The following is a 26,885-nucleotide window of genomic DNA, read 5'->3' as shown; positions in this document are numbered from 1 at the left end:
TATAATGCTTACCTTGTATGCCATGATATCCTTCGCCCATCGTGTGTTTATGGAGGTTGCCGCCAACATGAGTTTCTCTAAGGCTGCCCAGGTGCTATTTGTTACCCAGCCGGCGATCAGCAAGCACATTAAGGCGCTGGAGGATCAATACAAAGTGGCTTTTTTTGAACGTAAGGGCAATAGTATTCTGCTTACCGAAGCCGGCAAAAAGTTAAATGAATACTTGCTGCAAGCTACCGAGATAGAGCGCAAGATAGAGTACGATCTGTCTGTCCTGAGCAACCTGTCCAACGCGGCGGGGCATTTGCGCTTGGGGGCAAGCACCACTATCGCGCTGTATATTTTGCCGTCGATATTGTCGGGTTTTCAAAAAGAGTACACCAATGTGGATATCCAATTGGTTAACCGTAACTCGGAGTACATCCTGAACGCGCTGCTTAACCATGAGGTGGACCTTGGCATCATCGAAGTAGATAATAAACTCACCACCGTATCCTACAAGCCTTTTATGAGCGACGAGGTGATCCCGGTATGCTCGGCCAATAGTCCGTTGGCGGGGAGGTCGCTTACGCTAAAACAGCTCCTGAAAACGCCTGTCGCTTTGCGTGAACGTGGTTCGGGTACACTTAATGCGTTGTTAAAAGAGTTGTCTACCCATCATATCAAACCGGCCGACCTATCGGTGAAGATACGACTGGGCGGTACCGAGGCTCTAAAGAATTTCCTGCTGGCCGACCAGTGCCTGGGCTTCATGCCCCGCCCGTCCATCGTGCGCCAATTAGCCGAGGGCGATCTGGTGGAAGTGCCGATCGAAGGCCTGAAGATCACCCGCGATTTCTTCTTTATCCGCCGCAAAGGCACCGAGGACTTTGGTTTGACCAATAATTTTATCGGGCATGCTTTAAGATATGTTTAGTGTCATTTAACCACAAAGGGCACTGCGGAAGGAAACACAAAGGGCACAAAGCCTTAATGGACCACAGCCTTTGTGCCCTTTGTGGTAAAACTTAAGCAAGCTCATTTTAACTTTCCTTAAACTATAATTTATTTACGATGTAGTTAATGTACATCTAAATGAAAAATAAATTATGGCAAGTTTAAGTGGAAAAAAAGTAGCCATCCTTACGGAAGAAGGATTTGAGCAAATAGAATTGACCAGCCCTAAAGAGGCATTAGAGGCCGCCGGCGCAACTGTGCACATCGTATCGCCAAAAACAGGCAAGATCAAAGCCTGGAACCATACCGATTGGGGTATTGAGGTTGATGTTGACAAGAATTTGAGTGATGTTAGCCCGGATGATTACGATGCACTAATGTTGCCGGGCGGCGTGTTGAACCCGGACAAGTTGCGTCAAAGCGCATCGGCAGTAGCATTTGTATCAGCGTTTTTAGATGAGGGCAAACCTGTTGCAGCCATCTGCCACGGTCCGCAAGTGCTGATCGAGACCGGACTGATCGGCGGGCGCACCCTAACATCATACCCATCGCTACAAACGGATCTGAAGAACGCGGGCGCACATTGGATCGATGAAGAAGTAGTGACCGACCAAGGCCTGGTGACCAGCCGCAAACCCGATGACCTGCCTGCCTTCAATAAAAAGATGATCGAGGAGATCGCTGAAGGGGTGCACGTGTAATGTGTCTTTAAATAAGTTTGATAGGGTTTAAGGGTCTGTTGACCCATAGTGAGAGGGCGTTGCCGCTATGCAAATGACGAATATGCGGATCGGTAATGCCGTCCACTTACTTCGCCTTTCAACAGGCGGGGGATACCCTCCTATCCTTGTTCACGATCGTTCACGGCAAATTTTGGCCTGCATTTAGTCAAGGTGTTAATTATCAACGATTTAGTTAACGCGTTCATCAGCGCCTTGTTCACGACGTCAAAAATATATACTGATATTCAGTAGGTTACGCATATCGGGTGCCTTGTGTTCACCGTGAACATGAACACCGTGAGCAATGAGTTGACCATTCGCAACCATTTGGTTGCCGGCGTTGCCGTAAAATGCAAAAGGTGGATATTTCATCAAAATATCCACCTTTTTTATGCTTTTTTCGCACAGTTTACGACATCTTTAATTTCTTCTGAATGTCGGCCACGTAGCCTTTAAATTTCTTGTCGGTATCGATCAGATCCTCTACAGTTTGGCAAGCATAGATCACGGTAGAGTGGTCGCGACCGCCAAAGAAATGCCCGATAGATTTCAGTGAACTCTTGGTATGCGCCTTGGCCAGATACATGGATATCTGACGCGCCTGCACGATCTCGCGCTTGCGGGTCTGCGATTTAACCATCTCGATAGGCACCTCAAAGTACTCGCAAACAAGACTCTGGATGTACTCCATCGATATCTCTTTAGTAGAGTTCTTGATGAAGTTCTTCAGCATTTGTTTGGCGAGGTTCAGATCTATCTCTTTACGGTTCAGTGTAGATTGAGCCAATAACGATACCATAGCACCTTCCAACTCACGCACGTTATTGTCGATGTTGTGAGCAACATACTCCAATACCTCATGCGGCAGGTCTATACCATCCTGATATACCTTGGTCTTCAGGATAGCCATACGGGTCTCCAGATCAGGCACTTGCAGATCGGCTGAAAGGCCCCATTTAAAGCGGGACAATAAACGCTCTTCTAAACCCGACAGATCCTTAGGCGCTTTATCTGATGTGATGATCAGCTGGCGACCGGTCTGGTGTAAGTGGTTGAAGATGTGGAAGAAGAAATCCTGAGTTTTTTCTTTACCGGCAAAGTTGTGCACATCGTCCATGATCAGCACATCTATCGCTTGATAGAAATTCACAAAATCGTTGATGTTGTTGTGTTTCAGCGCATCAACAAATTGCTGGGTAAATTTCTCGCACGATACATATAGCACCACCTTATCAGGCAGGGTACGCTTGATCTCGTTACCGATGGCTTGCACCAGGTGGGTCTTGCCTAAACCAACACCTCCGTATATCATCAAAGGATTGAACGAAGTACCACCCGGTTTCGCGGCTACAGCATAACCAGCAGAGCGTGCCAAACGGTTACAATCGCCCTCTACAAAATTATCAAAAGTGTAATTCTGGTTCAGCTGAGGGTCAACGTTCAACTTTTTTAAGCCTGGGATAACAAAAGGGTTTTTGATATCCTTATTAATGGCGATAGGGATAGGCATAGATTGGTTCTTGCCTTCGGCCCCGTTGCCATTTGATGGCATATTGGTAGTATATGGTTTGCTTGATGAAGATTGTTCAACCACGATATTGTATTCTAAGCGTCCGTCCTCGCCAAGTTGTTTCTTGATGGTTTTACGCAAAAGACCCACATAGTGTTCTTCTAACCACTCATAAAAAAACAAGCTCGGCACCTGTATCGTAAGAATGCTCCCTTCCAATCTAAGTGACTTTATCGGCTCGAACCAGGTCTTAAAACTCTGGGCCGGGATATTGTCTTTAATGATCTGAAGGCAATTATTCCAAACGTTGGTACAAGTTTTTTCCATACGGTAACTCTTAATATCTTGATTTACACCACATACTCGAACACCCAAATGTGCCGCCTATGGAACATCGAATATTCAAAAAAATCCTCAATAAAAAATTAAAAAACTGAAATAAAAAATAATTGCCTCGAACGACCCGAAAGGGGGCTTTTTTGTCCACTTTTTGTCCACTTTGACTAAAAAATACAACGTTGTGTTGTGAGGAATTTTTAGAAGCGCAAATTTTGGCAGATAGTTTTATTAACAATCAATTATACGCCAAAGGTGGCATAAATGTTTGATTAAATTGAAGTTAATTTTACTTTAATTTATTTGTTGATAAACCAGTAAGGTGATGTTAATTTAATGATATTCAGCTATTTGTGCAAATACAGCGTCTTTAGCAAAATAATGTAAAGTGCAAGTATTCAGTCTTTTAATACTCGCCAAAAACTTCACGGAATATGTCGGCGATCTCGCCCAGTGTGGAATAGTTTTCGACAGCGCGAAGGATAAAAGGCATCACATTTTCTGTCCCTTTTGCAGCCTCTTTCAAATCGGCCAAAATTGGGCCTAAAACGGCCATATTTCGGGTGTTTTTTAAAGCTAAAATTTGGTCGATCTGGTGGGTTCGGATGGTATCATTTACCCTGAAAATATCGCCTTGTTCAGGCTCATTTTCTACGTACTTATTTACGCCGATGATCACCCTGTCGCCCGACTCTACCGCCCGCTGATATTCATAAGCAGAGGCCCCGATCTGCTGCTGAATGTAGTCGTTCTCTATCGCTTTCACAGATCCGCCCATGGCATCTATCTTATCAATGTAGATCTGGGCGGCCTTTACCATCTCGTCCGTCAGCAACTCTACAAAATAAGATCCGGCCAGCGGGTCTACCGTATCGGTCACCCCGCTTTCAAAAGCGATGATCTGCTGGGTACGCAGGGCTATGCGAGCGGCTTCCTCGGTAGGTAGGGAGAGCGCTTCATCAAAGCCATTGGTATGTAAGGACTGCGTGCCACCTAAAACAGCCGCCAAGGCTTGGTTACTCACCCGCACTATATTATTATAGGGTTGCTGCGCGGTCAGTGTAGATCCGCCCGTTTGCGAGTGGAAACGCAGCTTTTGCGCATCGGGATGGGTTGCGCCCAACTCTTTAGTAATATTGGCCCACATGCGCCTTGCCGCGCGGAACTTGGCTATCTCCTCAAAAAAGTTATTATGGCAGTTGAAGAAGAAGGATAATCTTCGAGCGAATACGTTTATATCCAGTCCCTTTTCTAAAGCAGCCTTTAAATAGGTTTTCCCGTTAGCCAAGGTAAAGGCCAGCTCCTGCACCGCCGTAGATCCCGCCTCGCGGATGTGATAGCCGGAGATAGATATCGTATTCCATTTAGGTACTTCTTTAGCGCAATACTCAAAAACATCGGTGATCAACCGCATAGACGGCGCAGGCGGGTAGATATAGGTGCCACGCGCAGCATATTCCTTTAATATATCGTTCTGGATGGTGCCGGATAGTTGAGCGAGGTCTGCGCCTTGTTTTTTGGCTAAAGCGATGTACATGGCCAGCAGAATAGGCGCTGTGGCATTGATGGTCATGCTGGTGGTGATCTTTTGCAATTCAATACCATCGAACAGTATCTCCATATCTTTTAAGGAATCTATCGCCACACCGACCTTCCCGACCTCTCCTTCTGACATAGGATGGTCCGAATCATATCCGATCTGTGTAGGCAGGTCAAAGGCGACGGAGAGGCCCATTGTACCCTGACTTAATAAATAATGATAGCGTTTATTAGACTCGGCCGCGGTGCTAAAACCAGCATATTGCCGCATGGTCCATAGCTTACCACGGTACATATCCTTCTGGATACCGCGCGTGTAAGGGAACTCGCCGGGGCGTTCAGCCATATCCGAAGGTTCGGTGTATACCTCTTTAATAGGTATGCCCGATGTAGTTTGGATATGCTTTTCGTTGGCCATGGTTTAAAAGAGTTCTTCCAGATCGGTTTTAATGATGGCTATAGCGCCATCGTAAGGGTCATTCTCCAGGTTGCTCAAATGGGCGAGGATAGCTTTGCCATATTCTAACCCGCTGGCGTCGCCGGGAATAGAGCGGGCTACATTATTAAATAAGGCGATGGTGTCGTCCTTGATCTTTCGGGTAATTTGCCATGCACGAGTGCTTAAATACAATTGCTGGGTAACGTTATGTTGGAACTCATTCCGTACTTCAGAGATTACAATGCTATGCAACTCAGCAGCGGTATAGGCTGACGCATTCAAACGAACTAATAAAGTTGATGGACTGATGCGGTCGATCAATAATATCACGCGCTCGTAAGCTTGCAGGCGTAAAGGTAACGTTTGTGCGCTGATGGTTTTCTTTAGGTCGATGAGTTGCAGGCGCTCATTTTTGTCCAGATATGGCTTTATTAAATAGATGGCAACCCATACCACGCCAATACCGGCTATCGTTAGTTTAAGGATCTCGAATAAAAAGGCAACTAAAGAAGTGTTCATTTACAAATGTTAGGCACAGGTCATTTAACAAGCCGGCCCGAACAAAGTTGAGCATTTAACATTATATTTGAACACTTTAAACGGAAAATTAAGATGAGTACTGCTGTTGAAACTGCTATAGCGCCAGTTAGCTTCACCGAGGGTGCGGTTAAGGAGTTACATAAATTGAAAGATATGCAAGACCTTGGCGACGAGTTCGGTCTGCGTGTTGGTGTGGAAGGTGGCGGCTGCTCGGGCATGAGCTACGTATTAGGTTTCGACCAGCAAAAAGACGGCGACACCATTTACTTTATACAAGGTGTTAAGGTGTATATGCACAAAGCGCACGGCATGTATTTAGCCGGCATGCAAATAGATTGGCAAGACGGCTTAAACTCTCGCGGGTTCACCTTTAACAACCCTAATGCGGCCAGCAGCTGCGGTTGCGGAACATCGTTCTCGGTATAAGATATTTTGGAAACGGCTTCAGGGAGACTTGAGGCCGTTTTTTGTTTCCATTGAGGGTTTAATTAAAAGCCTTTTATAACTCTCAAATTTTCGTTGAAAAAAACGTACATCGAATCTAATTTAACAGCAGCATTATCTTTGTCGGCTCCTAACAATTTGAACCGGGCGATGTAGCCTTTAAATTTTACCGAGTCTATACGGTGCGCTCTCCTTAGCGCAGCATGATCCTCCAAAAGCTTAATATATTTTTGACTGGAGTCGCTATACGCCTTTGCTTGCTGCGCTTCATCCTTGGACTCTTCTGCATACTTTTCCGCGTTGTCTCTCTCGATATCGGCCAGGTCATAGGCATCTATCGCTTGGGACAACTTCATAGATGAAATACTGCTCTGCGCTTGCGACATTTTCAACTTGGCGATCTCTAATGAATTATCCGATAGTTTTTGAAAATGGTCTATATTTGCTCTTACACGATGCATCATTCTTTCCTGAATATCTAATTCAGTAAGCGTATCTATTTTAAATATCCTAAGACTATCTATTTTGCTTACCAAACTGTCCTGTTTAATGATGTCTGTTAACAAGGGCATCATTTGGTCTTTTAATTTTTCTTCTTTGTCTTTGCAGGACATCAGCATAACCATTGCGGTCAAAATTGTGATAAAAGGTTTCATTTCAGTGATCAATATATAGGTTTAAAATAGTTCACGCCCAACGACGGATTTTCTTTTGGTTAAGATGGCTGGAACTTTCCGAAGTCGCAGACTTGTTCCGATCATTAAAGCTTCAATCATAAATTGAAGCCAACATGTCGCCTAACATTCCGGCAAACTAATAGGGATATTGATAGCCAATCCCCCATCTGCCGTCTCTTTATACTTCGAGTTCATATCTTGAGCGGTTTGCCACATAGTTTTTACCACAGCATCCAAACTTACTTTGGCGTTCTCCGGATTAGTTTGCAATGCTAATTGCGATGCGGTGATAGCTTTAATGGCACCCATGGTATTACGTTCGATGCAAGGGACCTGCACCAAGCCGCCGATCGGGTCGCAGGTCATGCCCAGGTGGTGTTCCATGGCTATCTCAGCAGCCATTAATACCTGCCGTTGCGATCCGCCTAAACTTTCGGTAAGCGCGGCTGCGGCCATGGCCGATGATACGCCGATCTCAGCTTGACAACCACCCATGGCGGCAGATATGGTTGCACCCTTTTTAAAGATGCTGCCTATCTCAGATGCGGTCAGCATAAATTTGATAACCTGATCGTCGGTGTAGCCCTCGCAAAAAACGATAAGATACATCAGCACGGCAGGGATCACACCTGCGGCTCCATTGGTTGGCGCGGTCACCACGCGCCCGAACGACGCGTTCTCTTCATTGACCGCCAATGCGAAACAGCTTACCCAATCCAGTGTATTCTTAAAGCCGTTCCCGGTGTTGCGGATAGCCGCTATCCACTCATCAAAATTGGTATAGGCTGCATCACCGATCAGGCGCTTATTTAAGTTATTAGCACGACGCGCCACATTCAACCCGCCCGGTAAAAAGCCTTTGGTATGGCTGCCGCGATAAATGCATTCCTTTAGCACGCGGAAGATATTAAGCACCCCACTGCAGGTCTCTTGCTCGCTACGCCAGGCCAGTTCATTCTCCATTACCACGTCGGATATTTTCAATCCGGTCTTGCGTACCCAGTGCAGCAGGTCGCCGGCGGTATCAATCGCGAATGGCAGATCAACCTCAGTTTTACCTTGGCCATCGTCGCCTTCCTTTACCACAAAGCCACCGCCTATAGAGTAATAGGTCTCGCTTACGGCCTTGCCGTTACTTAAAAAAGCCTGAAAAGTGACCGCGTTAGGGTGAAAGGGCAAACTCTCGGCAAAAAGGAACAGCAGATCATCGTCATAAGAGAAAGTGATATCCTGCAAGCCGCCCAATTGCATCTTTTGGGTCGACTTGATGTTGTCTACCTTAAAGTCAATATGATTAACATCAAACGTCACCGGGTCATCGCCGCTAAGTCCTAAAAGGATAGCGATATCTGTACCGTGGCCTTTGCCTGTTTTGGCTAAAGACCCGTAAAGGAGTATCTTCACTTCGGTCACTAGGGGCAGTACATCGCGCTGTTGCAGGGTTTGCACAAATGCCTGCGCGGCACGCCAGGGACCAAGGGTATGCGAGCTCGACGGCCCGATACCGATCTTAAACATATCAAAAACCGAGATCTGTTCTCTTTGCATCAGGCGCAATTTACGAATAGTTTAAGGGATGATGGTGGTGGGAACAATTATTTAACAAAGGTGACGGGATTGTTGGTCTTCATTGCTTCGTCGCGTATGTCACGTTCGTATTTCATTAGGATAGGTTGTGTGCGATATGAATGTCAGTGGATGTTCTTTTTCTTTTCCCCGCGAAAAGAAAAAGAACCAAAAAGAAAAGCTCCCGGCCGTGTAACTCTCCTACGAATGGTCTGTGCTTAGGCAGGGACAGCAGTTCCCGGCGATTTCCAATGCCGGAGGGAGAAAGGTGTCGTTCGGTTCGCCTGAGTAGTTCTTTTAAGAACCCTCTCCTCCGGAGAGGGCAGGGAGAGGGTTCTTCCGACAGCGATCTGCTTCCGGGTGAGGCGCGGCAGAACTGATGGCCTGTGCGCGGGAGAGGACATTAGCTTGGCGCAGAAGCGGGGGCTGTGGGTGCGCAGCGGGGCGTCAAGGTACAGCCCTGTGGTTCTGTCGGGCATGCAGGGCAAAGGCCTGTGCGGACAAGGAAGCATTTTCGCTGTCTTGACCTTTTGGTTCTTTAGTGTCAAGACAAAAGAACGACGTGTGAAAAGCGATAACGCAGATACAAACAAAACAGGCGAATCATTTTGATCCGCCTGTTTCCCTTATACTTCTTCTTCCCGTTCTTCCCGCAACGCATCCTTAATGGCGTTGGCAATGGTCTCAAATTCCTCGGGGGTGTATTTTAGTTTGTCGTTACTGAAATTGATGTCATCAGCCTTATTCATTGGGATGAGGTGGATATGCGCATGCGGCACTTCCAGTCCCATTACTACCACGCCAATGCGCTTTACATCTGTTGCTTTTTTTAAGCCGGTCGCTACGATCTTGGCGAACAATTGCAGACCGGTGTAGGTCTCGTCATCCAGATCAAATAATTGGTCAACCTCTTTTTTAGGGATGACCAGTGTATGCCCCTCGGTAAGTGGGCTAATATCCAGGAATGCCAAAAAATCGTTACTCTCGGCTACTTTATACGCGGGGATATCCCCGGCTACTATTTTTGAAAAGATGCTTGACATGGGTCGGTGATTAGTGATCGGTCAATTAGTGATCAGTTTTGGAATTCAACGCCTTTTAATAACGATTTGTTTTACCAGTCACTGATCACCGATCAACCGGTCACTGAAATTCGCTTACCGCGATATCTCTATTATTTCAAACTCTATCTTGCCGGCCGGTACTTGTATCTCGGTCTTATCCCCTACCTTTTTGCCTAACAGACCTTTTGCTATTGGCGAGCTTACCGATAGTTTACCTGCTTTAAGGTCGGCTTCGGTCTCGGATACCAATTGGTAGCTCATGGTAGCGTTGTTCTTCAGGTTTTTGATCTTTACTATAGATAAGGCTAACACTTTTGATGTATCCAGTTTGCTTTCGTCCAGTAAGCGGGCGTTGGCCAATACATCGCTCAGTTTAGCGATCTTGGTCTCGTGGTGGCCCTGGGCCTCTTTAGCGGCATCATATTCGGCATTTTCAGAAAGGTCTCCTTTATCCCTTGCTTCGGCAATGGCCTTAGCTATTTGCGCACGACCTTCGGTTTTTAAAAACTGAACTTCCTCTTTTAATTTCTCTAACCCCTCTTTGGTGTAATAGGTCACGTCTGCCATAACTCACAAATATTAATATGCTTAAATATCGCCAAAAAAAACCGCCCTCCCTTTTTAAGAAGGACGCTATGGCGGGTTGTTAAAAAACAAACAAGACTACGTTGGCCTTTAGCCCGCATAGTCTTGTTCGGTGTAAAAACGAAGATAGGGTATTTAAGTTTTAATATCCAAATTTTTTTGAGGGGCTTATGCTTGCTCCTTGTATTTAGCCAGCTTATCGGCTAATACTTCGCTCAATCTGCGGTACGAATCGAAAGTCCATCCGGCCACATGGGGGGTCAGTAAAACCTCACCGCTTTGTTTCAACTCATCGAACCAGGCTTGCTCACCCAACGATGGGAATTTTTCTACCTCCAAAACGTCAAGTCCTGCACCTAATATTTTGCCTTGCTTTATCGCGTTAAGCACGGCATGCGTTTTAACTACGGGGCCACGGGCTGTGTTCAAAAAAAATATTGGTTTGCGGAAATGGAACAGGTATTCATCATCAACCAGCCCTTTGGTCTCGCGGGTAAGCGGGATGTGCAGACTGAGTACATCGCTATGCTTAACGATCTCTTCCATCGCTACCTCGCGCACATATTGGTCGCTAAAGCCTGTTTTATATTTATCGTAGGCGATCACATTCACATCAAAGCCACTCAGCTTGCGGGCAAAGCTTTGCCCCATGTGGCCGTAGCCAATAATGCCAACGGTCTTTCCTTTCAACTCAAAACCACGGTTTGCCTCGCGTTTCCAGCTGCCGGCGCGCACTTCGGTATCGGCACGGTTAAAGTTGTTCATTAGGGAGAGCAGCATACCAATGGCGTGTTCGCCAACCGCGTCGCGGTTACCTTCAGGGGCGTTCATTAGTACGATGCCCTTGCTAACGGCGTAGGCCTCGTCTATGCCATCCATCCCGGCACCAGCCCTCGAAATAAATTTTAGGTTTGTAGCTGCGTCCAATACTGTTTTATCTGCCTGAAATTTTGAACGGATAAGCAGCCCCTCATACTGATCAATGATGGCTAACGCTTCATCGGGTTTAATATCCGGGCGATAGTCGCAGGTGTAGCCAAGGGCCTCGGCTTGTTCAATAAAAATGGTATGTATATCGTCTACGATGAGGATGTTGTTCATTTAGTACTGTGCGTTTAGGCAAAGTTAAGAAAAAGTGAGGTGGATTGTCTGAGGCACGGTCATCGTAGAGACACGATACCACGTGTCTTGAACTAAGCAGGTTCGATCATCCTATATTGAAATTGCAAACGGCAGACTCGAGATATCGTGTCTCTACAGAAGATCTTGGCACGCTAATAGCACTACACGACCCATACATCAACCATCCAATGAAAAAATTAGCATTCAGGACCATCAGCGCGGCATTGCGCTCGCAAGTAGCAGGCCTATCGGGCGAGGGTTTTAAGCAGATATTTGATAAGATAGACCAACACGGCATTAAAGAAGGCGTTGATAAGTACGGTCTGGATAAATACATTGAGCAGTGTGCTGTATTGGCAGCAACCACCGGTGCTGTATCCGGCAGTGGCGGTATGTTCACCATGCTGATCGGTGTGCCTGTAGATATGGTCAATCTCGTCGGGCAGCAATTTAGAGTGACCATGGCGGTAATGTATAGCAGTCGCGGCAATTACCGTTTCGGTTTTGAGGAATTTATGCAGATGATAGCAACATCGTTAAAGATCGAGACCGGCATGGCGCTCACCAAAAACCTGTTAGAGACCGTTGCAGAAAGACTTTTACTGATGTTAGGCTCAAAAGCCGCACGCCGTTTTGTACCGATCGTAGGCGCGGTGATCGGTGGTGCTACCAATTATATTTTTATTAAACGTGTAGCCGCAAGGGCTAAAGAGATAGAGTTTGAGGGTAGAGTATTGATTGCGATGTAGGCAAATTCCAAAATGGGTGTCAAGTATGGCAATTGGTGTTAATTTGACGGCTATGTTCTGGTAAGCGTTAGCCAAGAGCAAAGCCGATCAACCCGTCCCTGCCTTTTCAACACATGGCCAACAGCACGCCCTCCCCAAATAGGGATTTTAAGAGGGCTGCTCCTCCCTTTTAGAAAGGCCGAGCACAGACGCTTCCCAGATCTTTACCGCCTCAACAGCTTCCTCTACATCGTGTACACGTAAGATATTTGCGCCCTTAGTAAGAGCGATGGTATTCAGTGCCGTCGTTCCGTTCAGCGCATCGGCAGATGTGCCACCCGTCAAGCCGTAGATCATCCGCTTGCGTGATATGCCGACCAGTACAGGCAGTTCCAACATATCAAAGCCTTGCATTTTGCTCATCAACTCGTAGCCCTGCTCGGCTGTCTTAGCAAAGCCGAATCCGGGATCTATGATCACATCGTGAACATTCATGGCACGGAGGGTTTCGTAACGTTTGGCGAAATACAGAAGTACGTCGTTAAAAATATCATCGTATTGCGCATGCTGCACCATGTTTTGCGGCGTGCCTTTCATGTGCATCAGGATGTACGGTACTTGCAAACGGGCTACCGTCGCGAACATCGCTTCATCCAGTTGCCCACCCGAAATATCATTGATGAGGTGCGCACCGGCCTCAATGGCCGCTTCAGCAACAGAAGCACGAAATGTATCGATCGACAATATCGCATCCTTGAAATTTTGCGCGATGGCTTCTACCACAGGTATCAGCCTGTCAGCTTCTTCCTGCGCCGAGATATCTTCTGCTCCCGGACGGGAGGAGTATGCGCCAAGATCAAGGAAAGTCGCGCCTTCATTCAGCATTTTCTCTGCTTGCAGTAGGGCATCTTCAATCGCTGGTTTACGGCTAGCCGCAAAAAAAGAATCGGGCGTAAGGTTGATGATCCCCATTACTTTGGGGCTGCTCAGATCGATCAGTTTACCGCCCGCGTTGATGCTTAGTTTTTTTTGGAAGAAGTTGCCCGCCGTCATTTCAGTATAAGAATATCGTAAACATTAGCCGATGTAAAGTTACTTTATATCTTTGCAAGTATGGGCTTCAATTCTGTCGCGAACCGGCAACATTGCAACCTTGCAACATTCAAACTTTACAACGGCCTTGGCAAACAACACATCAGCAGAATACGATTCGGTCATTAACACCTGTAAAAGCCTGTTCCTGAAAAAAACACGCGATTACGGTACCGCCTGGCGCATTTTACGCCCGGCGTCTATCACCGATCAGATCTTTATCAAAGCCCAGCGCATCCGTACCTTAGAAGAGAAAAAGGTATCGATGGTGGGCGATGATACCACCGGCGAATATATTGGCATTGTGAATTACTGCGTGATAGCGATGATGCAACTGGATAGCACCGAAGAGACCCCGCTGGAACTGCCTGTAGATGCCGTCGAGACCAGTTTCGACACCAAAGTAAAAGAGACCAAGGATCTGATGTTTGCCAAGAACCACGATTATGGCGAGGCCTGGCGCGATATGCGGATCAGCTCGTTAACGGATCTGATATTGATGAAATTGCTGCGTGTTAAACAAATTGAAGATAACCAGGGCGCGACTTTGGTATCTGAAGGTGTGACCGCCAATTATCAGGATATGCTGAATTACGCGGTGTTCGCGCTGATCAAGTTAAGCCCCCCAACCCCCTAAAGGGGCAGTTCCCAAAGCAATTATACCATGGCTAAAAGAAAAACCTCGTCCACATTACCTGTAAGCATTGTATGGTTCTGCCGTTTGGCGGTGGGGCTGCTGTTCATCTTTTCGGGACTGATCAAGGCGAATGACCCGCTGGGTTTCTCGTACAAGTTGGAGGAATACTTTGAGGTATTCCACAAGCTGTTTTTGATGGACTACGCGCTGGCGTTATCCATATTCCTATGCGCATTGGAGATGATCTTAGGTTTTGCCTTGCTAACGGGTTGGAAAGTTAAACAGATGGTATGGGGATTATTGCTGCTGATCGTCTTTTTCGGCTTTCTCACGTTCTACTCGGCTTACTTTGAAGTAGTGCGCACTTGCGGCTGCTTTGGCGACGCGATACCGTTGACACCTTGGCAATCTTTTGGCAAGGACATGATCTTGCTGGCGCTGGTTTTGGTGTTGTTCTTTAACATGCAAGCCATTAAGCCTATACTTAGCCCAAAGGCTGGTCGCACGGCGTTCATCATTGCGGTGGTATTCTCGTTCGGGTTCGGGATATTTACTTATAACTTTTCGCCCTTCGTAGATTTTCTACCGTACAAGATCGGCAACAGCATTCCCGAACAAATGAAGACCCCGGAAGGCGCTGATCCCGGCGAATACCAGATCACTTTCCACCTGAAGCATAAGAAAAGCGGCGAAGAAAAAGACATGTCGCAAAAGGAATATATGGACACCGGTATTTGGAAAGACAGCAACTGGGAAGTTGTTGGCGAGCCGATCAATAAGGTGATCCGCGAAGGTTTCCGCCCAAAGATCGCTGATCTGATCATTAAAGATGCTAACGGCACCGAATACACCAGCGAGTTGTTGAGCAGCCCGTTCTATTCGGTTTGGATAGTAGCTTATAATCTGAAACATACCGACATCCAGGCCATCGGCAAGCTGAACGCTTTAGCCGTTAACCTGGCGCAGAATTTCAACACCCGAACCCTGATGCTGACCGGTAACTCGCCGACCGATGCCGAAGCCTTTGCCAAAACCAACCGTTTTGTGCCTGAAATATTTTATGCCGATGGTGTTCCGCTGAAAAGCATGGTGCGCGCTAATCCGGGAATTATGCTGATCAAAAATGGTTTCGTGATCAACAAATGGCATTATCACAATGTGCCAAGCTATGATGAGTTGGTGAAAACGTATTTCAGGAAGTAGGCATCAATGAACGACAAAGATCTGATCTTCCTGATCGGCTATATGGGCTGTGGTAAGACCACGCTGGGTAAAAAACTGGCCGCCAGACTGGGCTATGCTTTTATAGACCTTGACCACGAGTTGGAAGCCAAAGCCGGCAAAACCATTGCCCAATATTTTGCCGATCATGGCGAGGATGATTTTCGTCAGCTGGAATCATTGGTACTCAAGGAAACCGCATATCCCGAAACAGCCGTAGTATCTACCGGAGGTGGCCTGCCTTGCTTTTTCGATCATATGGACTGGATGAAGCAGCATGGCCGGGTGATCTACATTAAACTGAATGCCGGCGTACTGGCAAGCAGGTTAGAGAATAATAAAGATGACAGACCGATACTGCGGCATAAGCAAGGTGCGGAACTGATCGCTTTCATAGAAGAAAAGCTTACCGAGCGCGAGCCATTTTATACCCGGGCGCATGTTATTGCGGAGGGGGTTAGTTTGACGGCTGAAAGGGTAGAGGGCTTATTGAATGCCGACAAATAAACTCGGAAAAAGCAAATTAATTTGCAGATATAACTAAAAATATTAGTATATTTGTAGGTGCCTAAAAGATAGTCAAGGCGGTATATTTAAGACGAGTTGTCAAGCAAGATCAGTTCTGTTCGAATATTATTTATCGCCATTATGGTCTTTGTAATGGCCATCATTTCGTTCTGGATCACCAGCGCAAATGAAGAGACAGGTGCATTACCTGTGATAGCACCGATATTTATAGCCATATTTCAGGCATTATCGTTCCCTGTTGATGTATTTGATCTTGATGGTTTCGCGATGTTTTTTCTTGGCCTGTTCTTTGGCTGTTCGTTTTGGATCTGTTTGATCGAAGCGCTGTTCGTAATAGCGATCCGACTACGCAATAATAACTAAACCTTCTCGCCAAATGCCAAGTCGCCCGCGTCGCCTAAGCCGGGAACAATGTAAGCTTTAGTGGTCATTTCTTCGTCAACAGCGCAAACCCACAGGTGGGCTTTGGGTAAATTAGCACGCACATGGTCGATGCCTTCGGTACTGGCAATTACCGACGCGATGTGGATGGCTTTGATGTCGTAAGTGGCTATCAATTCTTTACATACCTGTACGATGCTTTGCCCGGTGGCCAGCATGGTATCGCACAAAATGATTGTAGCGCCGTCAAGGTTAGGCGTACTGATATGATCTATCTTGATGATAAAATCACCGCTCTTTTTTACCTTTCGGTAAGCGGTAATAAAGGCTGCTTGCGACTGGTCGAAGAAGTTTAGGAAGCCCTGTTGCAAAGGCAGACCTGCCCGCAAAATGGTGGCTATTACTGGTTGGTCTGTAGGAACGTTAACATTGCAGGTGCCGAGCGGGGTCTGCACCTCTAACAATTCGTACTTTGACTTCTTGCTGATCTCGTATGCCAGGATCTCGCCCAAACGTTCCTGATTCCGGCGGAAACGCATCCTGTCCTGTTGGATATTTACGTCGCGCATTTCGGCCAGGAAACGGTTGCCTATCGAGTTGGTCTTGTTAAGGATGAAAAGCATGGGGTCGGTTAATCAGTGAACGGTGATCGGTAAACAGTTTTTGTCTTGTCAGTAAATATAACATTACGGCTAATTGAATGTTCAATATTTCTATACGCTTTTTGATGCTGACATAGGGTTGTCAACACCGAATGGTTAATTTGTATCAAGAAAGACGTTTGATGGTCAGAATGTAAACTAATATCTAATTAACTAACCTCTTATCTCTAAAACCGTATTTTTGTTTACGACACATGGATTTTAAGCTAACATCTCAATATATACCCAGCGGCGACCAGCCTGAGGCTATCCGTCAACTGGTGGAGGGCGTTAATAATGGTGATCCGTTCCAGACCCTTTTGGGGGTAACAGGATCGGGTAAAACCTTTACGGTGGCAAACGTGATCCAGCAAACGCAAAAGCCAACGCTGATCCTGAGCCATAACAAGACCTTAGCCGCGCAGCTATACGGCGAGATGAAACAGTTCTTCCCCGAGAACGCGGTGAACTACTTTGTATCTTACTACGATTATTACCAGCCCGAGGCTTTTATCCCGAGCAGCAATACTTATATCGAAAAGGACCTGCAGATCAATCAGGAGATCGAGAAACTGCGTCTGCGTACTACATCGGCACTCATGTCGGGTAGGAGGGATGTGATCGTGGTGTCGTCCATATCCTGCATTTATGGTATGGGTAACCCCGAGGATTTTGCTAACTCGGTTTTCAAATTCGCGGTGGGTACGCGCATTACCCGTAATGCTTTCTTACACCGATTGGTTGAGATATTGTACGCCCGCACCACTGCCGATTTTAAACGCGGAACTTTCCGTGTGAAGGGTGATAATGTGGAGATATTCCCGGCTTACCTGGATTATGCTTACCGCATATCTTTCTTTGGCGATGATATTGAAGAGTTAAGTATGTTCGATCCGGCCAACGGAAAAACGGTTGAGAAGATGACCCACATGGTGGTCTATCCCGCTAACCTTTATGTGGCCCCGCGCGACAGGTTCTTAAAATCTATTTGGGCGATACAGGAAGAATTGGAGACCCGTAAAAAACAATTTATTGCCGACGGCCGATTCCTTGAAGCTAAGCGTTTAGAAGAGCGGACCAATTACGATCTGGAGATGATCCGCGAGTTGGGCTATTGCTCGGGCATAGAGAATTATTCGCGCTTTTTTGATGGCCGCCAACCGGGCGGTCGACCGTTCTGTTTACTGGATTATTTCCCGGACGATTACCTAATGGTGATCGATGAGAGCCACGTGACCGTTGGGCAGATCCGTGCCATGTACGGTGGTGACCGTTCGCGCAAGATATCATTGGTCGACCACGGTTTCCGTTTACCGGCGGCTTTGGATAACCGCCCGCTAAACTTCGAAGAATTTGAGCGCCTTGCCCCGCAGACCCTATATGTTAGCGCCACTCCGGGCGATTTTGAATTGGAAAAATCGCAAGGTGTGGTGGTAGAGCAAGTTATCCGCCCAACGGGTCTATTAGATCCGCTGATCGATGTACGCCCGGTGATCAACCAGGTTGATGACCTGCTGGAAGAGGTAGACAATACCATTAAAATGGGCGACCGTGTGCTGGTGACCACCCTCACCAAACGTATGGCCGAGGAGTTAGCTAAATACATGGACCGCCTGGGTATCAAGTGCCGCTATATCCACTCGGAGGTGAAGACCTTACAGCGGGTAGAGATCTTGCGCGGCCTGCGTTTAGGAGAGTTTGATGTACTGATCGGGATCAACTTATTACGCGAAGGGCTTGACCTTCCCGAAGTATCTCTGGTGGCCATTTTGGATGCCGATAAAGAAGGTTTCCTGCGGTCAGAGCGTTCGTTGATACAGACCATTGGTCGTGCGGCCCGTAATGACCGTGGCCGGGTGATCATGTATGCAGATAAGATAACCGATTCGATGCAGATCACCATGGATGAGACCAACCGCCGTCGCGAAAAACAGATGGCTTACAATGCAGAGCATGGCATCACGCCACGCACGGTAGGTAAAACACGGGAAGCCATCATCGAACAGACATCCGTAATGGATTTCATTGGTGGGGTACAGAAAGCTTACGTAGAAGAAGAATCGGTAACCAACGCCCTGGCCGCCGACCCTATCGTGCAGTACATGAGCAAAAAGGACCTGCAAAAGTCTATCGACAACACCAAAAAAGATATGATGGCCGCCGCCAAGGATATGGACTTTTTATCGGCCGCCAAACTGCGCGACGAGATGTTCGCGTTGGAGAAAATGATGTTGGAGAAATTTAGTTAAGTGCGAAGCGTTTTAAACAAATTCGCCATATTTGTTACAAAGTCAGGATGTTATGCAATTATCTGATCTGGATCTTAATAAAACGTACAGCTACGCGGATTATCTAAAGTGGACCTTTGAGGAGCGCATCGAGCTGATCAAGGGGAAGATCTTTAAGATGACACCCGCGCCGAATTTGTATCATCAAGATATCTCGGCTGTGGTATCTAATGAGATATTTAACTATTTAAAAGGTAAAACTTGTAAGGTTTATACCGCTCCTTTTGACGTTCGTTTAGCGCGTAAAAGTAATATCGATGAACAGATCTTCACTGTAGTACAGCCTGATATTTGTGTGGTATGCGATGTCAGCAAGTTAGATAAACGTGGCTGTACCGGCGCACCCGACATCGTGGTAGAGATCCTGTCTCCCGGCAATAATCAGAAAGAACTGCGGAATAAGTACGAGGTTTATGAAGAGTCGGGCGTGCTGGAATATTGGATCATATCGCCGCAGGATAAAACCTTTTTAAAATACACTTTGGTAGATAGGAAATACCAGCCATCGCGGTTAATGACCATTGGCGATAACATCGAAACGCCTGTCCTGCCGGGCTTTGTGTTGGATCTGGATACCGTTTTTGAAGGCGTTTAAAACGCCCCCGATCTGTTCAAATGTATTAGCGGCATCAGAGCGGCATCATTAATAATAAATTCTGCGGTCATCTATGGATAAAATAAAACCACTGCACCTGTTAAAGATAGGCTTAGGTATCAATATGCTGATGCACGGTCTGTCACGCGTATCTAACGTTCAAGGGTTTGTAGAGAAAATGAGCAGCGGTTTCGCTGATTCTTTTTTGCGGATGGTGCTGGTGAAAGCTTTCCTGACCGTACTGCCTTTTGCCGAAGCGTTGGTCGGTTTGCTGATCTTTTTTAATGGGAAGATCGGCCGCCTGGGGCTTATCGCCGGCGGCTTACTGATCAGCGTGTTGATATTTGGCTCCACCGCTAAACAGGATTGGAACGCGGCCGGCCAGCAAATGATCTACCTCATCACTTTTGGTCTCACGCTGCATCTGCATGATAAGCAAGCAACCGCGCTTTAATAAGTAGTTCAGCGGCATCAGCGCCATCATCATCAATAAGAAAATTTAACGATCAATACTCTTCCCGTTTCAAAGCCGCAAAAGTATCCCCTTGCCGGATATCGCCGGTATCAAAACCTTTCTTGAACCAGAAGGCCCGCTGGGCACTGGTCCCGTGGGTAAAGCTGTCTGGATTAACGTGGCCGCTGCCTTGTTGCTGCAGGCGGTCATCGCCAATGGCGTTAGCGGCTACCAGGGCGCTGTCAATATCACTACGGCTAATAACAATACCTTTAGCACGGGTATCCTGCTCGTAGTGCGCCCAAACGCCGGCGTAAAAGTCGGCCTGAAGTTCTAAGGCAACGGAGAGTTTGTTGTATTGGGTCTCACTCATTTGGCTACGGGCACGGTCCATTTGCTCGGTCACGCCCAGCAGGTTCTGCACGTGGTGGCCAACCTCGTGGGCTATTACATAAGCTTTGGCGGCATCGCCCGGCGCACCGAAACGTTGGCTAAGGTCGTCAAAAAAGGTCATATCTAGATACATCCTTCGGTTGGCGGGGCAATAAAATGGTCCGGTTGCTGATGTTGCATAGCCGCAGCCTTCAGCATTCACTTCGTCGGTAAACAGTTGCAAGGTAGGGTGCTCGTAGGTTTTGCCGATACTTACAAAAAGGCTGTCCCAAACATCCTCGGTACCGGCCACAACTACACGCACAAAACGTTTATCCATGCTGATGTTGCCTTCCACCTTGGTGGTCTGTTGCGACTGGTCGGGTTGCCCACTGCCGTTTAACAATTCGGCCGGGTTTATCCCGGTGAACATATAGATCACTGCGCCAATAAGTCCAATAATACCACCGCCAAAAGCTAATCCGCGGCCACCGCCGCCGCTTCCTTGCTCTACATTATTGCTTTCCCTTCCGCCGAACCATTTCATAATGATGTGTTTGAATTTGTGGGTATAACGTGGGATATATTGTATTTGTTTGGACCGCTGAATTGTCTGATGCCGGGGGAGCGTGGGAGGGTGGCGATAATGCAAAGCGGGCAAGTCGGTACCGGATACCTTGTGGCGAAGTTCCTTCACCACGTTCAGATTAAATTGACGGCAATATTCCAGAGAGGGGACTCAAATTTCCGCTACCGATAACTATATTAGAGGCATAACTCACGCATCATACTATGAAAAATATCGTCCTCTTCGCCTCCCTACTATTCACGATACCCGCTATCGCCCAAACCACAGCGTCGAAAGCTATCGTTGATAAAAAAGCTAACGCCATCGAAAGTAAAGTGATCGCCTGGCGGCGCGATTTTCATCAGAACCCTGAGCTGGGCAACCACGAAGTGCGTTCGGCAGATATCATTGCCAAGCACCTGACCGCACTTGGGATAGAGGTAAAGACCGGCGTGGCTAAAACGGGTGTGGTCGGCATACTAAAAGGCGGCAAGCCGGGACCGGTAGTTGCCCTGCGTGCCGATATGGATGCCTTGCCGGTGACCGAGCGCGGAGATCTGCCATTCAGATCTAAAGTAAAGACCATGTACAACGGTAACGAAGCCGGCGTGATGCATGCCTGCGGGCACGATTCGCACATGGCGATATTGATGGGTGTGGCCGAGATATTATCGGGTATGAAAAGCGAGTTGCGTGGCACTGTGAAATTCATCTTTCAACCGGCTGAAGAGGGCGTACTGCCATCTGAATTGGTCGACGGCAAAAAATCGGGAGCAGAGCAGATGGTGGCTGAGGGGGTGATGGAGAACCCTAAGGTTGATGTGATCTTTGGTCTGCATATCCAATCGTACCAACCATCGGGCACGATCAGCTACCGCCCGGGTGGCGATATGGCAGCTGTGAACGATATGCAGATCGTGATTAAAGGCAAGCAATCGCACGGGGCCTATCCATGGTCGGGCGTGGATGCGGTAGTGACATCGGCCCAGATCGTGAATAACCTGCAAACCATTGTGAGCCGCAACCTGCACATCACGGCCAACCCGGCAGTGGTAACCATCGGCGCGATCAATGGCGGCAACCGATCTAACATCATACCCGAAAATGTGACCATGCTGGGCACGGTGCGCACGTTCACGCCCGAGGATGAAAAGATGATCATCGACCGCATCAAAACCATCGTGACCAAGACGGCAGAAAGCAATGGCGCTACCGCCGAGGTGAAGATCCCCTACAGCGCACACTATCCCGTAACCTATAATGATCCTGCCTTGGTGGCCAAAATGGTGCCTACCTTTGAGGCCACGGCCGGCAAAGCCAACGTATTTGTGCGGCAGGCTGAGACAGGTGCCGAAGACTTTAGCTTTTACGAGGAAAAAGTGCCGGGCATCTTCTTCCACCTGGGTGGCTTACCAAAGGGAACGGAGCCAACCAAAGCGCCGGCCCACCATACGCCCGATTTTTTTATTGACGAAGCCGGGTTTACCCTTGGCGTGAAAGCCTTGTGCAATTTAACGTTGGATTATATGGCGATGAAGAAATAATTGGCTGTGCAGCTGGTGAGATGCCATGCAAATGGCGAGCCTTGGTCTTTCTGCTAATTTGGGGTATCTCATCAAAAATTTTGCTTATCTTTCAAACACCAAAGACAACTTATCATGACCAAAACCTTGTTAACCCTCATCACACTATTTACAATTATTTTCAGCGCATCGGCCCAGCAAAAAGATCTTAAAAAGATCACTGATAGCATCGAGACCGAAGGAAAATTGCTTTACAACTCGGAGTGGGCATCGTGGCATGGCAGCGATATATTTCATGCAAAGTATCCTGCAAAAATGAGTCGGTCAAGAGGGTTCCTGTCCTATGATACCGGCAAAGGCATGGTGAACGTCATCTTTACCGAAGGCGAAGATCCCACAGTTTTAGCGCTCATCAACTTTGGTTACGACCAGGATATTAACAAGTACCAGGTGGATACCACCTCGCGCAAATTCAATAAAACAGAAGCCGAACTTTTTAAGATCCGTTTGGCCAGTATCAAAAAGATCATGTCGGACACCCTTGTTCGGCCATACAATAATGCCAACGTTAATTTTGTCCCGATCATATTAAATGGCGAGAAGCGGGTTTACGTACTAACCGGACCCAAGATCAGTGGCGTGGTATTGTTCGGGAATGACTGTTTGATCCGCTTTAATAAAAATGACGAGATAAAAAGTGTAGAAAAACAACACAAAGCGTTGATCCCGATAACGACGCGAGCTACCGATGGACAGATCAGCGATGCGGGCATCCATAACCATTTGGATGAGTACAGCCCCTTTATGACCGCGATAGATATTTGCACCATGATGCTGTACGAGAAGATGACCACCTGGCGCCAACACATCGTCACCACAAAAAACTATGTATCTACCTGGGACTGTACCGCAAATAAGCTGACCATACAAACGCAGGACGCCTGGAAAAAGGCCAATGAGGCTAAAAGCAAGCCGGGTACTTCTCAAAATTAATTCCGTAACCGAATTTGGCCCAGCTCCTCTTTATCTGCAGTAAAAATCAATGGCGCAGCCCTACGGCCGAGCAGTTGTTCCGCAACCACCCCGAGCATGAGGCCCGTTCAGCAGGAACAAGCGAGCAGGCCCGCATACGGGTAAACCAAAAGATGATAGACCGCGCCGACCTGATATTTGTGATGGAGGTGAAACATCGGGATAAGTTGAAGCAACGCTTTGATCTGACCGGTAAAAAGCTAACCGTACTGCACATTCCCGATGACTATCAATTTAATGACCCGGAATTGGTGGTTGTACTGAAATTGGCTTTGCAGGAATTTCTTTAAAAATTTGGAGGGTATTCGCAATAACGGTATTTTTAGTTATTCAATCCCTGCCTATGTTCCGCATCACTTATATCGTGCTATTTGGTCTGTTCATTGCCTTGCAAAGTTGCGGCCCGGCCGATGGCGTTTGGAAGAACGACGAGATAGACGCAGGCATCCGCCAAAAACTGCACGCGCTGAACGAAGAGGTTTTTGACGACCTGAAACAAAAGCGCGAGCTTCACCTGGAATATAACCTGGCTTTAGAGCTGATCAACCACTCGCGCACACGGCAGAACGTAGAGATCTTGGGCCATGAACTGCGTACGCGCGATTACCAATTATTTGATGAGTACTATACCGTGGCCCAGCCCGATACCATGTTGAAGATACAGAACCGTAACCGGGGACTTAATAGTTACGATGTGCATACCTACACCGTAGCGCGCCAAATGTACACCACCTTTTATTTGCCGCGAACAGGCATCAACCGTAAAATGATCACGCTGGTATATGCCAAATTTGACTACGGGTGGAAACTTTATCACTGGGATATCCGCCCGTACATGTACAACGGCCATACCGCGCTCGAGCTGCTGGAACTGGCCAAACGCCAGATCGCTCAAAATTACATCAGCGACACCCGGCTGACCATGCAAATGGCGTCGGCCTGCCTTAGGCCGAGCGACATTGTGAAGTACCCGGACGATAGCGCTTTCGTGAATACATACCGCCTATTTATGAACAGGGCCAAAGAGATTCAGGAATTCCCGATCACGCTGGGCGATGTAAGCTCTAAACCACAAATATTGGGCGTATACACTAAAGAAACGCCCAACGGTTTTTACCCAATGATCGGTTACCTGTCTACGATCGATATTAACGACACCCTTGCCGTTAAAGCCGAAAACCTTGCCGTGATGAAAGTGATAGGCAACGTGTTACCCGGAATAGACAAGGATAAAAAGTTATTGTTCCATCGTGTGTACAACAAAGAATCGACAGCGGAAAGTATGCAGCCGTATTTTGACATGCGGACGGAGTTTTAGAATAATTGCAATTTCTCCTTTGCGAAGGCATGCCAGTGCTCGCTATCTGAAGCTGTCAGGGATGTAAAGCATCATATTTACAAAATTTACATTTTTATTTACGATCCAAATTCGTTGCCCGGCAATGTATCAGCCTAATTTTGTTGTTGTTAATTCTGATAGGGTCATCATTAAAATTAAAAAGATGAAAAAGTTATTCGTATTTGCCCCGGCTATTTTATTGGTCGTGTTTCTACTTAATTCTTTTGTGTTGACAGAAAGGGAACCAAAAAAGAAACCCGTAAAAAAAGAAGTTAAGTCATCGGTCGTTTCCAACGTCATTTTCAGATCTGACGATGGCGGACAAACATGGACGGATATTAGCGCGGGACTGCCTGAAGGAACGCAGAGAACAGGTTTACCGGCAAACGGCTTGTTGGCAAATGAAGGTGGGTTATACATACGTACCGGGAACGGGATCTATCATAACGGATCAAATGCTGCAACGTCTAATTGGACAAAAGAAAATTTCCCCGGCAACCAACGTAATATTACCCTTGGCAACAATGGGATACTTGCCTATGACCTTTGGGGTAAGTTTTTGAAAAAAGCGAACGGGACGAACAACTGGTCGCCCATGTACACTGATTTTCAGAAGCAGGCCGTGCGCATAGACAGCACCATGGATTGGATGTACAAGAATTATAAAATGAAAGAAGTGCGTACGGCTTTCGAAACGGCCAAAGGCACCGTACTGATAGGTTCCAGCAATAGTCTTTTCAGATCAGCTAACGCCGGCAAGACCTGGCAACAATTGCACGTTGGGAACGGCCGGATGCAATTGGTAGAGTCGGACGGCGTGTTGCTGACCACCAGCAAAGATGGCATATTCAGATCGGCCGATGATGGACAGAACTGGGAGCGTGTGGTCACCGAAGGCGGCCTTGGCGTAGCTGTAGAACGTATAGACGGAGGATTTGCCGCCATTCTGAACAATCCAATCAACGAAACTAACAGTCTGCACATTTCTATGGATAATGGCAAGACTTGGAGTAACACAGGCAAAGACCTGCAAGCATCATGGGTGGATCTAATGATGACCAAAATGGGCATCATTAAATACGCACCGGCGATCATATCAGTTAAACAAACAGGCAAATATTTGGTGTGTGGCTGCACAAATGGCATATTCCGCTCGACCGATATGGGCAAAACATGGGAAAAATTGTCGCTCCCTGCTGTCGAAAATATGGGCTTCAATTTAACCGCCTCGGGCGACGTGATCTATGTGATGCCTAACAAGGGTTGTTAATGATCTTAGCTTAGTGAAATTTGTAACAGAAAATGATCTGTCATGATAAAACAACACATCGTTAGGCTACTTATTATATTTCTTTTCACTCAGGCAGGAATAGCCCAAACCACCGGCACCTTTACCGACGCGCGGGATGGACAAAAGTATAAAACGGTCAGCTATACAGATCCTTTGACCGGCGAAAAGGTTACCTGGATGGCCCAAAACCTGAACTTTAAGATACAGGGAAGTTATGCTTATGATGAGAAAGAGGAGAATCAAAAAAAGCTGGGCTTGCTTTATACCTGGGAGGCCGCTAAAAAAGCCTGCCCCAAAGGTTGGCATTTAGCCACGGATGCCGAATGGTCCGCATTGGTAGCTCAATTCGGCGGGACTGACAAGGCTGGTGAAGCCTTGAAAAGCGTTGAGGGATGGATGGAAGGTGGCAACGGTACTAATAGCAGTGGGTTTAACGGGTTGCCGGGAGGCATTGGAAGAAATAATGGTTATGAGGTGCGGAGTGTTATGGGTTTTTGGTGGACATCCACACCCTCGGCAGAGGAGGGCAAAGCCTGGGGATGGAACTTCAGCTATGGCGGCCCCGGAGAAAAGCCGCTTCGAACAAAAGCGTTCCGTTTTGACAGTTCTGTTGCTCACGCAAAATCTGTTCGTTGTGTGAGGGATTGAGCTTTTCTTGATTCCACAGATTTTGGAAGGAGTCCACAGATTTTCATTTGCAGAATGGTAATAAGAT

General features: G+C 47.2%; 28 protein-coding genes. 17 read left to right on the top strand and 11 right to left on the bottom strand.

Annotation, left to right across the window (positions count from 1 at the left end; genetic code table 11):
- The first annotated feature begins 4 nt into the window (after window positions 1–4).
- Window positions 5–916, top strand: coding sequence for a LysR family transcriptional regulator (locus tag IRJ16_RS04755; RefSeq protein WP_228079864.1), 912 nt, complete (start codon window positions 5–7; stop codon window positions 914–916).
- Window positions 917–1,088: 172 nt separating this feature from the next.
- Window positions 1,089–1,637: a type 1 glutamine amidotransferase domain-containing protein gene (locus tag IRJ16_RS04750; RefSeq protein ID WP_194110385.1), complete on the top strand. Its 549-nt coding sequence runs from the start codon at window positions 1,089–1,091 to the stop codon at window positions 1,635–1,637.
- A gap of 430 nt (window positions 1,638–2,067) precedes the next feature.
- Here the strand turns inward: IRJ16_RS04750 and dnaA are convergent, their stop codons facing one another.
- The 3 genes from dnaA to IRJ16_RS04735 form a co-directional block, all read right to left on the bottom strand.
- A complete protein-coding gene (gene dnaA, locus IRJ16_RS04745) occupies window positions 2,068–3,495 on the bottom strand; it encodes a chromosomal replication initiator protein DnaA (protein ID WP_194110384.1) in 1,428 nt (475 codons plus the stop codon).
- A 415-nt stretch (window positions 3,496–3,910) separates the two neighbouring features.
- Complete coding sequence (locus IRJ16_RS04740; RefSeq protein WP_194110383.1) at window positions 3,911–5,461, bottom strand: acyl-CoA mutase large subunit family protein; 1,551 nt, start codon at window positions 5,459–5,461, stop codon at window positions 3,911–3,913.
- Between the two features lie 3 nt (window positions 5,462–5,464).
- Window positions 5,465–6,001, bottom strand: a complete 537-nt coding sequence (locus tag IRJ16_RS04735) for a DUF7935 family protein (protein ID WP_194110382.1) — start codon at window positions 5,999–6,001, stop codon at window positions 5,465–5,467.
- Between the two features lie 93 nt (window positions 6,002–6,094).
- Here IRJ16_RS04735 and IRJ16_RS04730 point away from each other — a divergent pair, with 93 nt between their 5' ends.
- Window positions 6,095–6,448, top strand: a complete 354-nt coding sequence (locus IRJ16_RS04730; RefSeq protein ID WP_194110381.1) for a HesB/IscA family protein — start codon at window positions 6,095–6,097, stop codon at window positions 6,446–6,448.
- 62 nt (window positions 6,449–6,510) lie between these two features.
- On the opposite strand, the gene IRJ16_RS04725 is transcribed toward IRJ16_RS04730, so the two are convergent.
- The 5 genes from IRJ16_RS04725 to IRJ16_RS04705 form a co-directional block, all read right to left on the bottom strand.
- On the bottom strand, window positions 6,511–7,122 hold the full coding sequence (locus IRJ16_RS04725) for a hypothetical protein (protein WP_194110380.1): 612 nt from the start codon (window positions 7,120–7,122) through the stop codon (window positions 6,511–6,513).
- Window positions 7,123–7,263: 141 nt separating this feature from the next.
- Window positions 7,264–8,691, bottom strand: coding sequence for an L-serine ammonia-lyase (locus IRJ16_RS04720; protein ID WP_194110379.1), 1,428 nt, complete (start codon window positions 8,689–8,691; stop codon window positions 7,264–7,266).
- A gap of 644 nt (window positions 8,692–9,335) precedes the next feature.
- Window positions 9,336–9,752 carry an HIT family protein gene (locus IRJ16_RS04715; RefSeq protein ID WP_194110378.1) on the bottom strand — a complete coding sequence of 139 codons (417 nt, stop codon included), beginning with the start codon at window positions 9,750–9,752 and terminating at the stop codon, window positions 9,336–9,338.
- A gap of 114 nt (window positions 9,753–9,866) precedes the next feature.
- The gene (gene greA, locus IRJ16_RS04710) at window positions 9,867–10,340 is read right to left on the bottom strand and encodes a transcription elongation factor GreA (protein ID WP_194110377.1); all 474 of its coding nucleotides are present in this window, start codon (window positions 10,338–10,340) and stop codon (window positions 9,867–9,869) included.
- A 186-nt stretch (window positions 10,341–10,526) separates the two neighbouring features.
- Window positions 10,527–11,459: a 2-hydroxyacid dehydrogenase gene (locus IRJ16_RS04705; protein WP_194110376.1), complete on the bottom strand. Its 933-nt coding sequence runs from the start codon at window positions 11,457–11,459 to the stop codon at window positions 10,527–10,529.
- A 209-nt stretch (window positions 11,460–11,668) separates the two neighbouring features.
- Here IRJ16_RS04705 and IRJ16_RS04700 point away from each other — a divergent pair, with 209 nt between their 5' ends.
- On the top strand, window positions 11,669–12,229 hold the full coding sequence (locus IRJ16_RS04700; RefSeq protein ID WP_228079862.1) for an EcsC family protein: 561 nt from the start codon (window positions 11,669–11,671) through the stop codon (window positions 12,227–12,229).
- A gap of 147 nt (window positions 12,230–12,376) precedes the next feature.
- Here IRJ16_RS04700 and folP read toward each other — a convergent pair whose 3' ends face one another.
- Window positions 12,377–13,261, bottom strand: coding sequence for a dihydropteroate synthase (folP, locus tag IRJ16_RS04695; RefSeq protein ID WP_194110375.1), 885 nt, complete (start codon window positions 13,259–13,261; stop codon window positions 12,377–12,379).
- A 127-nt stretch (window positions 13,262–13,388) separates the two neighbouring features.
- Between folP and IRJ16_RS04690 the strand changes: the two genes are divergently transcribed.
- From IRJ16_RS04690 to IRJ16_RS04675, 4 genes are all read left to right on the top strand, one after another.
- Window positions 13,389–13,937, top strand: a complete 549-nt coding sequence (locus tag IRJ16_RS04690) for a DUF1599 domain-containing protein (protein WP_194110374.1) — start codon at window positions 13,389–13,391, stop codon at window positions 13,935–13,937.
- Window positions 13,938–13,964: 27 nt separating this feature from the next.
- Window positions 13,965–15,140, top strand: coding sequence for a BT_3928 family protein (locus tag IRJ16_RS04685; RefSeq protein WP_194110373.1), 1,176 nt, complete (start codon window positions 13,965–13,967; stop codon window positions 15,138–15,140).
- Window positions 15,141–15,146: 6 nt separating this feature from the next.
- On the top strand, window positions 15,147–15,665 hold the full coding sequence (locus IRJ16_RS04680) for a shikimate kinase (protein WP_194110372.1): 519 nt from the start codon (window positions 15,147–15,149) through the stop codon (window positions 15,663–15,665).
- Window positions 15,666–15,806: 141 nt separating this feature from the next.
- On the top strand, window positions 15,807–16,049 hold the full coding sequence (locus IRJ16_RS04675) for a hypothetical protein (RefSeq protein WP_194110371.1): 243 nt from the start codon (window positions 15,807–15,809) through the stop codon (window positions 16,047–16,049).
- On the opposite strand, the gene upp is transcribed toward IRJ16_RS04675, so the two are convergent.
- The gene (upp, locus tag IRJ16_RS04670) at window positions 16,046–16,690 is read right to left on the bottom strand and encodes a uracil phosphoribosyltransferase (RefSeq protein WP_194110370.1); all 645 of its coding nucleotides are present in this window, start codon (window positions 16,688–16,690) and stop codon (window positions 16,046–16,048) included. The two genes, IRJ16_RS04675 and upp, sit on opposite strands and share 4 nt — an antisense overlap.
- A 233-nt stretch (window positions 16,691–16,923) precedes the next feature.
- Between upp and uvrB the strand changes: the two genes are divergently transcribed.
- From uvrB to IRJ16_RS04655, 3 genes are all read left to right on the top strand, one after another.
- Window positions 16,924–18,957, top strand: a complete 2,034-nt coding sequence (gene uvrB / locus IRJ16_RS04665) for an excinuclease ABC subunit UvrB (RefSeq protein WP_194110369.1) — start codon at window positions 16,924–16,926, stop codon at window positions 18,955–18,957.
- 52 nt (window positions 18,958–19,009) lie between these two features.
- On the top strand, window positions 19,010–19,591 hold the full coding sequence (locus IRJ16_RS04660) for a Uma2 family endonuclease (RefSeq protein WP_194110368.1): 582 nt from the start codon (window positions 19,010–19,012) through the stop codon (window positions 19,589–19,591).
- 73 nt (window positions 19,592–19,664) lie between these two features.
- On the top strand, window positions 19,665–20,045 hold the full coding sequence (locus IRJ16_RS04655; protein ID WP_194110367.1) for a DoxX family protein: 381 nt from the start codon (window positions 19,665–19,667) through the stop codon (window positions 20,043–20,045).
- A gap of 52 nt (window positions 20,046–20,097) precedes the next feature.
- Here IRJ16_RS04655 and ypfJ read toward each other — a convergent pair whose 3' ends face one another.
- Entirely contained in the window at window positions 20,098–20,964 is an 867-nt protein-coding gene (gene ypfJ, locus IRJ16_RS04650) for a KPN_02809 family neutral zinc metallopeptidase (RefSeq protein ID WP_194110366.1), read from the bottom strand.
- Window positions 20,965–21,209: 245 nt separating this feature from the next.
- Between ypfJ and IRJ16_RS04645 the strand changes: the two genes are divergently transcribed.
- The 6 genes from IRJ16_RS04645 (at window position 21,210) to IRJ16_RS04620 (ending at window position 26,818) form a co-directional block, all read left to right on the top strand.
- Window positions 21,210–22,529 carry an amidohydrolase gene (locus tag IRJ16_RS04645; protein WP_194110365.1) on the top strand — a complete coding sequence of 440 codons (1,320 nt, stop codon included), beginning with the start codon at window positions 21,210–21,212 and terminating at the stop codon, window positions 22,527–22,529.
- A gap of 114 nt (window positions 22,530–22,643) precedes the next feature.
- Window positions 22,644–23,501: a hypothetical protein gene (locus tag IRJ16_RS04640; RefSeq protein ID WP_194110364.1), complete on the top strand. Its 858-nt coding sequence runs from the start codon at window positions 22,644–22,646 to the stop codon at window positions 23,499–23,501.
- 14 nt (window positions 23,502–23,515) lie between these two features.
- Window positions 23,516–23,830, top strand: coding sequence for a low molecular weight protein tyrosine phosphatase family protein (locus IRJ16_RS04635; RefSeq protein ID WP_194110363.1), 315 nt, complete (start codon window positions 23,516–23,518; stop codon window positions 23,828–23,830).
- 53 nt (window positions 23,831–23,883) lie between these two features.
- Window positions 23,884–24,858: a hypothetical protein gene (locus IRJ16_RS04630; RefSeq protein WP_194110362.1), complete on the top strand. Its 975-nt coding sequence runs from the start codon at window positions 23,884–23,886 to the stop codon at window positions 24,856–24,858.
- Window positions 24,859–25,042: 184 nt separating this feature from the next.
- A complete protein-coding gene (locus tag IRJ16_RS04625; RefSeq protein ID WP_228079860.1) occupies window positions 25,043–26,149 on the top strand; it encodes a WD40/YVTN/BNR-like repeat-containing protein in 1,107 nt (368 codons plus the stop codon).
- A 42-nt stretch (window positions 26,150–26,191) separates the two neighbouring features.
- Window positions 26,192–26,818: an FISUMP domain-containing protein gene (locus IRJ16_RS04620; protein WP_194110361.1), complete on the top strand. Its 627-nt coding sequence runs from the start codon at window positions 26,192–26,194 to the stop codon at window positions 26,816–26,818.
- Window positions 26,819–26,885 lie beyond the last annotated feature (67 nt).

The organism is Mucilaginibacter myungsuensis (assembly GCF_015222005.1).
Lineage (GTDB): Bacteria > Bacteroidota > Bacteroidia > Sphingobacteriales > Sphingobacteriaceae > Mucilaginibacter > Mucilaginibacter myungsuensis.
Note: the sequence above shows the minus strand (reverse complement) of the source record. Positions and strands in the feature narration are given on the sequence as shown.

Coding starts and splice junctions, on each gene's coding strand:
- IRJ16_RS04755 (WP_228079864.1), top strand. CDS start 5: ATGCTTACCTTGTATGCCATGATATCCTTCGCCCATCGTGTGTTTATG.
- IRJ16_RS04750 (WP_194110385.1), top strand. CDS start 1,089: ATGGCAAGTTTAAGTGGAAAAAAAGTAGCCATCCTTACGGAAGAAGGA.
- dnaA (WP_194110384.1), bottom strand. CDS start 3,495: ATGGAAAAAACTTGTACCAACGTTTGGAATAATTGCCTTCAGATCATT.
- IRJ16_RS04740 (WP_194110383.1), bottom strand. CDS start 5,461: ATGGCCAACGAAAAGCATATCCAAACTACATCGGGCATACCTATTAAA.
- IRJ16_RS04735 (WP_194110382.1), bottom strand. CDS start 6,001: ATGAACACTTCTTTAGTTGCCTTTTTATTCGAGATCCTTAAACTAACG.
- IRJ16_RS04730 (WP_194110381.1), top strand. CDS start 6,095: ATGAGTACTGCTGTTGAAACTGCTATAGCGCCAGTTAGCTTCACCGAG.
- IRJ16_RS04725 (WP_194110380.1), bottom strand. CDS start 7,122: ATGAAACCTTTTATCACAATTTTGACCGCAATGGTTATGCTGATGTCC.
- IRJ16_RS04720 (WP_194110379.1), bottom strand. CDS start 8,691: ATGCAAAGAGAACAGATCTCGGTTTTTGATATGTTTAAGATCGGTATC.
- IRJ16_RS04715 (WP_194110378.1), bottom strand. CDS start 9,752: ATGTCAAGCATCTTTTCAAAAATAGTAGCCGGGGATATCCCCGCGTAT.
- greA (WP_194110377.1), bottom strand. CDS start 10,340: ATGGCAGACGTGACCTATTACACCAAAGAGGGGTTAGAGAAATTAAAA.
- IRJ16_RS04705 (WP_194110376.1), bottom strand. CDS start 11,459: ATGAACAACATCCTCATCGTAGACGATATACATACCATTTTTATTGAA.
- IRJ16_RS04700 (WP_228079862.1), top strand. CDS start 11,669: ATGAAAAAATTAGCATTCAGGACCATCAGCGCGGCATTGCGCTCGCAA.
- folP (WP_194110375.1), bottom strand. CDS start 13,261: ATGACGGCGGGCAACTTCTTCCAAAAAAAACTAAGCATCAACGCGGGC.
- IRJ16_RS04685 (WP_194110373.1), top strand. CDS start 13,965: ATGGCTAAAAGAAAAACCTCGTCCACATTACCTGTAAGCATTGTATGG.
- IRJ16_RS04680 (WP_194110372.1), top strand. CDS start 15,147: ATGAACGACAAAGATCTGATCTTCCTGATCGGCTATATGGGCTGTGGT.
- IRJ16_RS04675 (WP_194110371.1), top strand. CDS start 15,807: ATGGTCTTTGTAATGGCCATCATTTCGTTCTGGATCACCAGCGCAAAT.
- upp (WP_194110370.1), bottom strand. CDS start 16,690: ATGCTTTTCATCCTTAACAAGACCAACTCGATAGGCAACCGTTTCCTG.
- uvrB (WP_194110369.1), top strand. CDS start 16,924: ATGGATTTTAAGCTAACATCTCAATATATACCCAGCGGCGACCAGCCT.
- IRJ16_RS04660 (WP_194110368.1), top strand. CDS start 19,010: ATGCAATTATCTGATCTGGATCTTAATAAAACGTACAGCTACGCGGAT.
- IRJ16_RS04655 (WP_194110367.1), top strand. CDS start 19,665: ATGGATAAAATAAAACCACTGCACCTGTTAAAGATAGGCTTAGGTATC.
- ypfJ (WP_194110366.1), bottom strand. CDS start 20,964: ATGAAATGGTTCGGCGGAAGGGAAAGCAATAATGTAGAGCAAGGAAGC.
- IRJ16_RS04645 (WP_194110365.1), top strand. CDS start 21,210: ATGAAAAATATCGTCCTCTTCGCCTCCCTACTATTCACGATACCCGCT.
- IRJ16_RS04640 (WP_194110364.1), top strand. CDS start 22,644: ATGACCAAAACCTTGTTAACCCTCATCACACTATTTACAATTATTTTC.
- IRJ16_RS04630 (WP_194110362.1), top strand. CDS start 23,884: ATGTTCCGCATCACTTATATCGTGCTATTTGGTCTGTTCATTGCCTTG.
- IRJ16_RS04625 (WP_228079860.1), top strand. CDS start 25,043: ATGAAAAAGTTATTCGTATTTGCCCCGGCTATTTTATTGGTCGTGTTT.
- IRJ16_RS04620 (WP_194110361.1), top strand. CDS start 26,192: ATGATAAAACAACACATCGTTAGGCTACTTATTATATTTCTTTTCACT.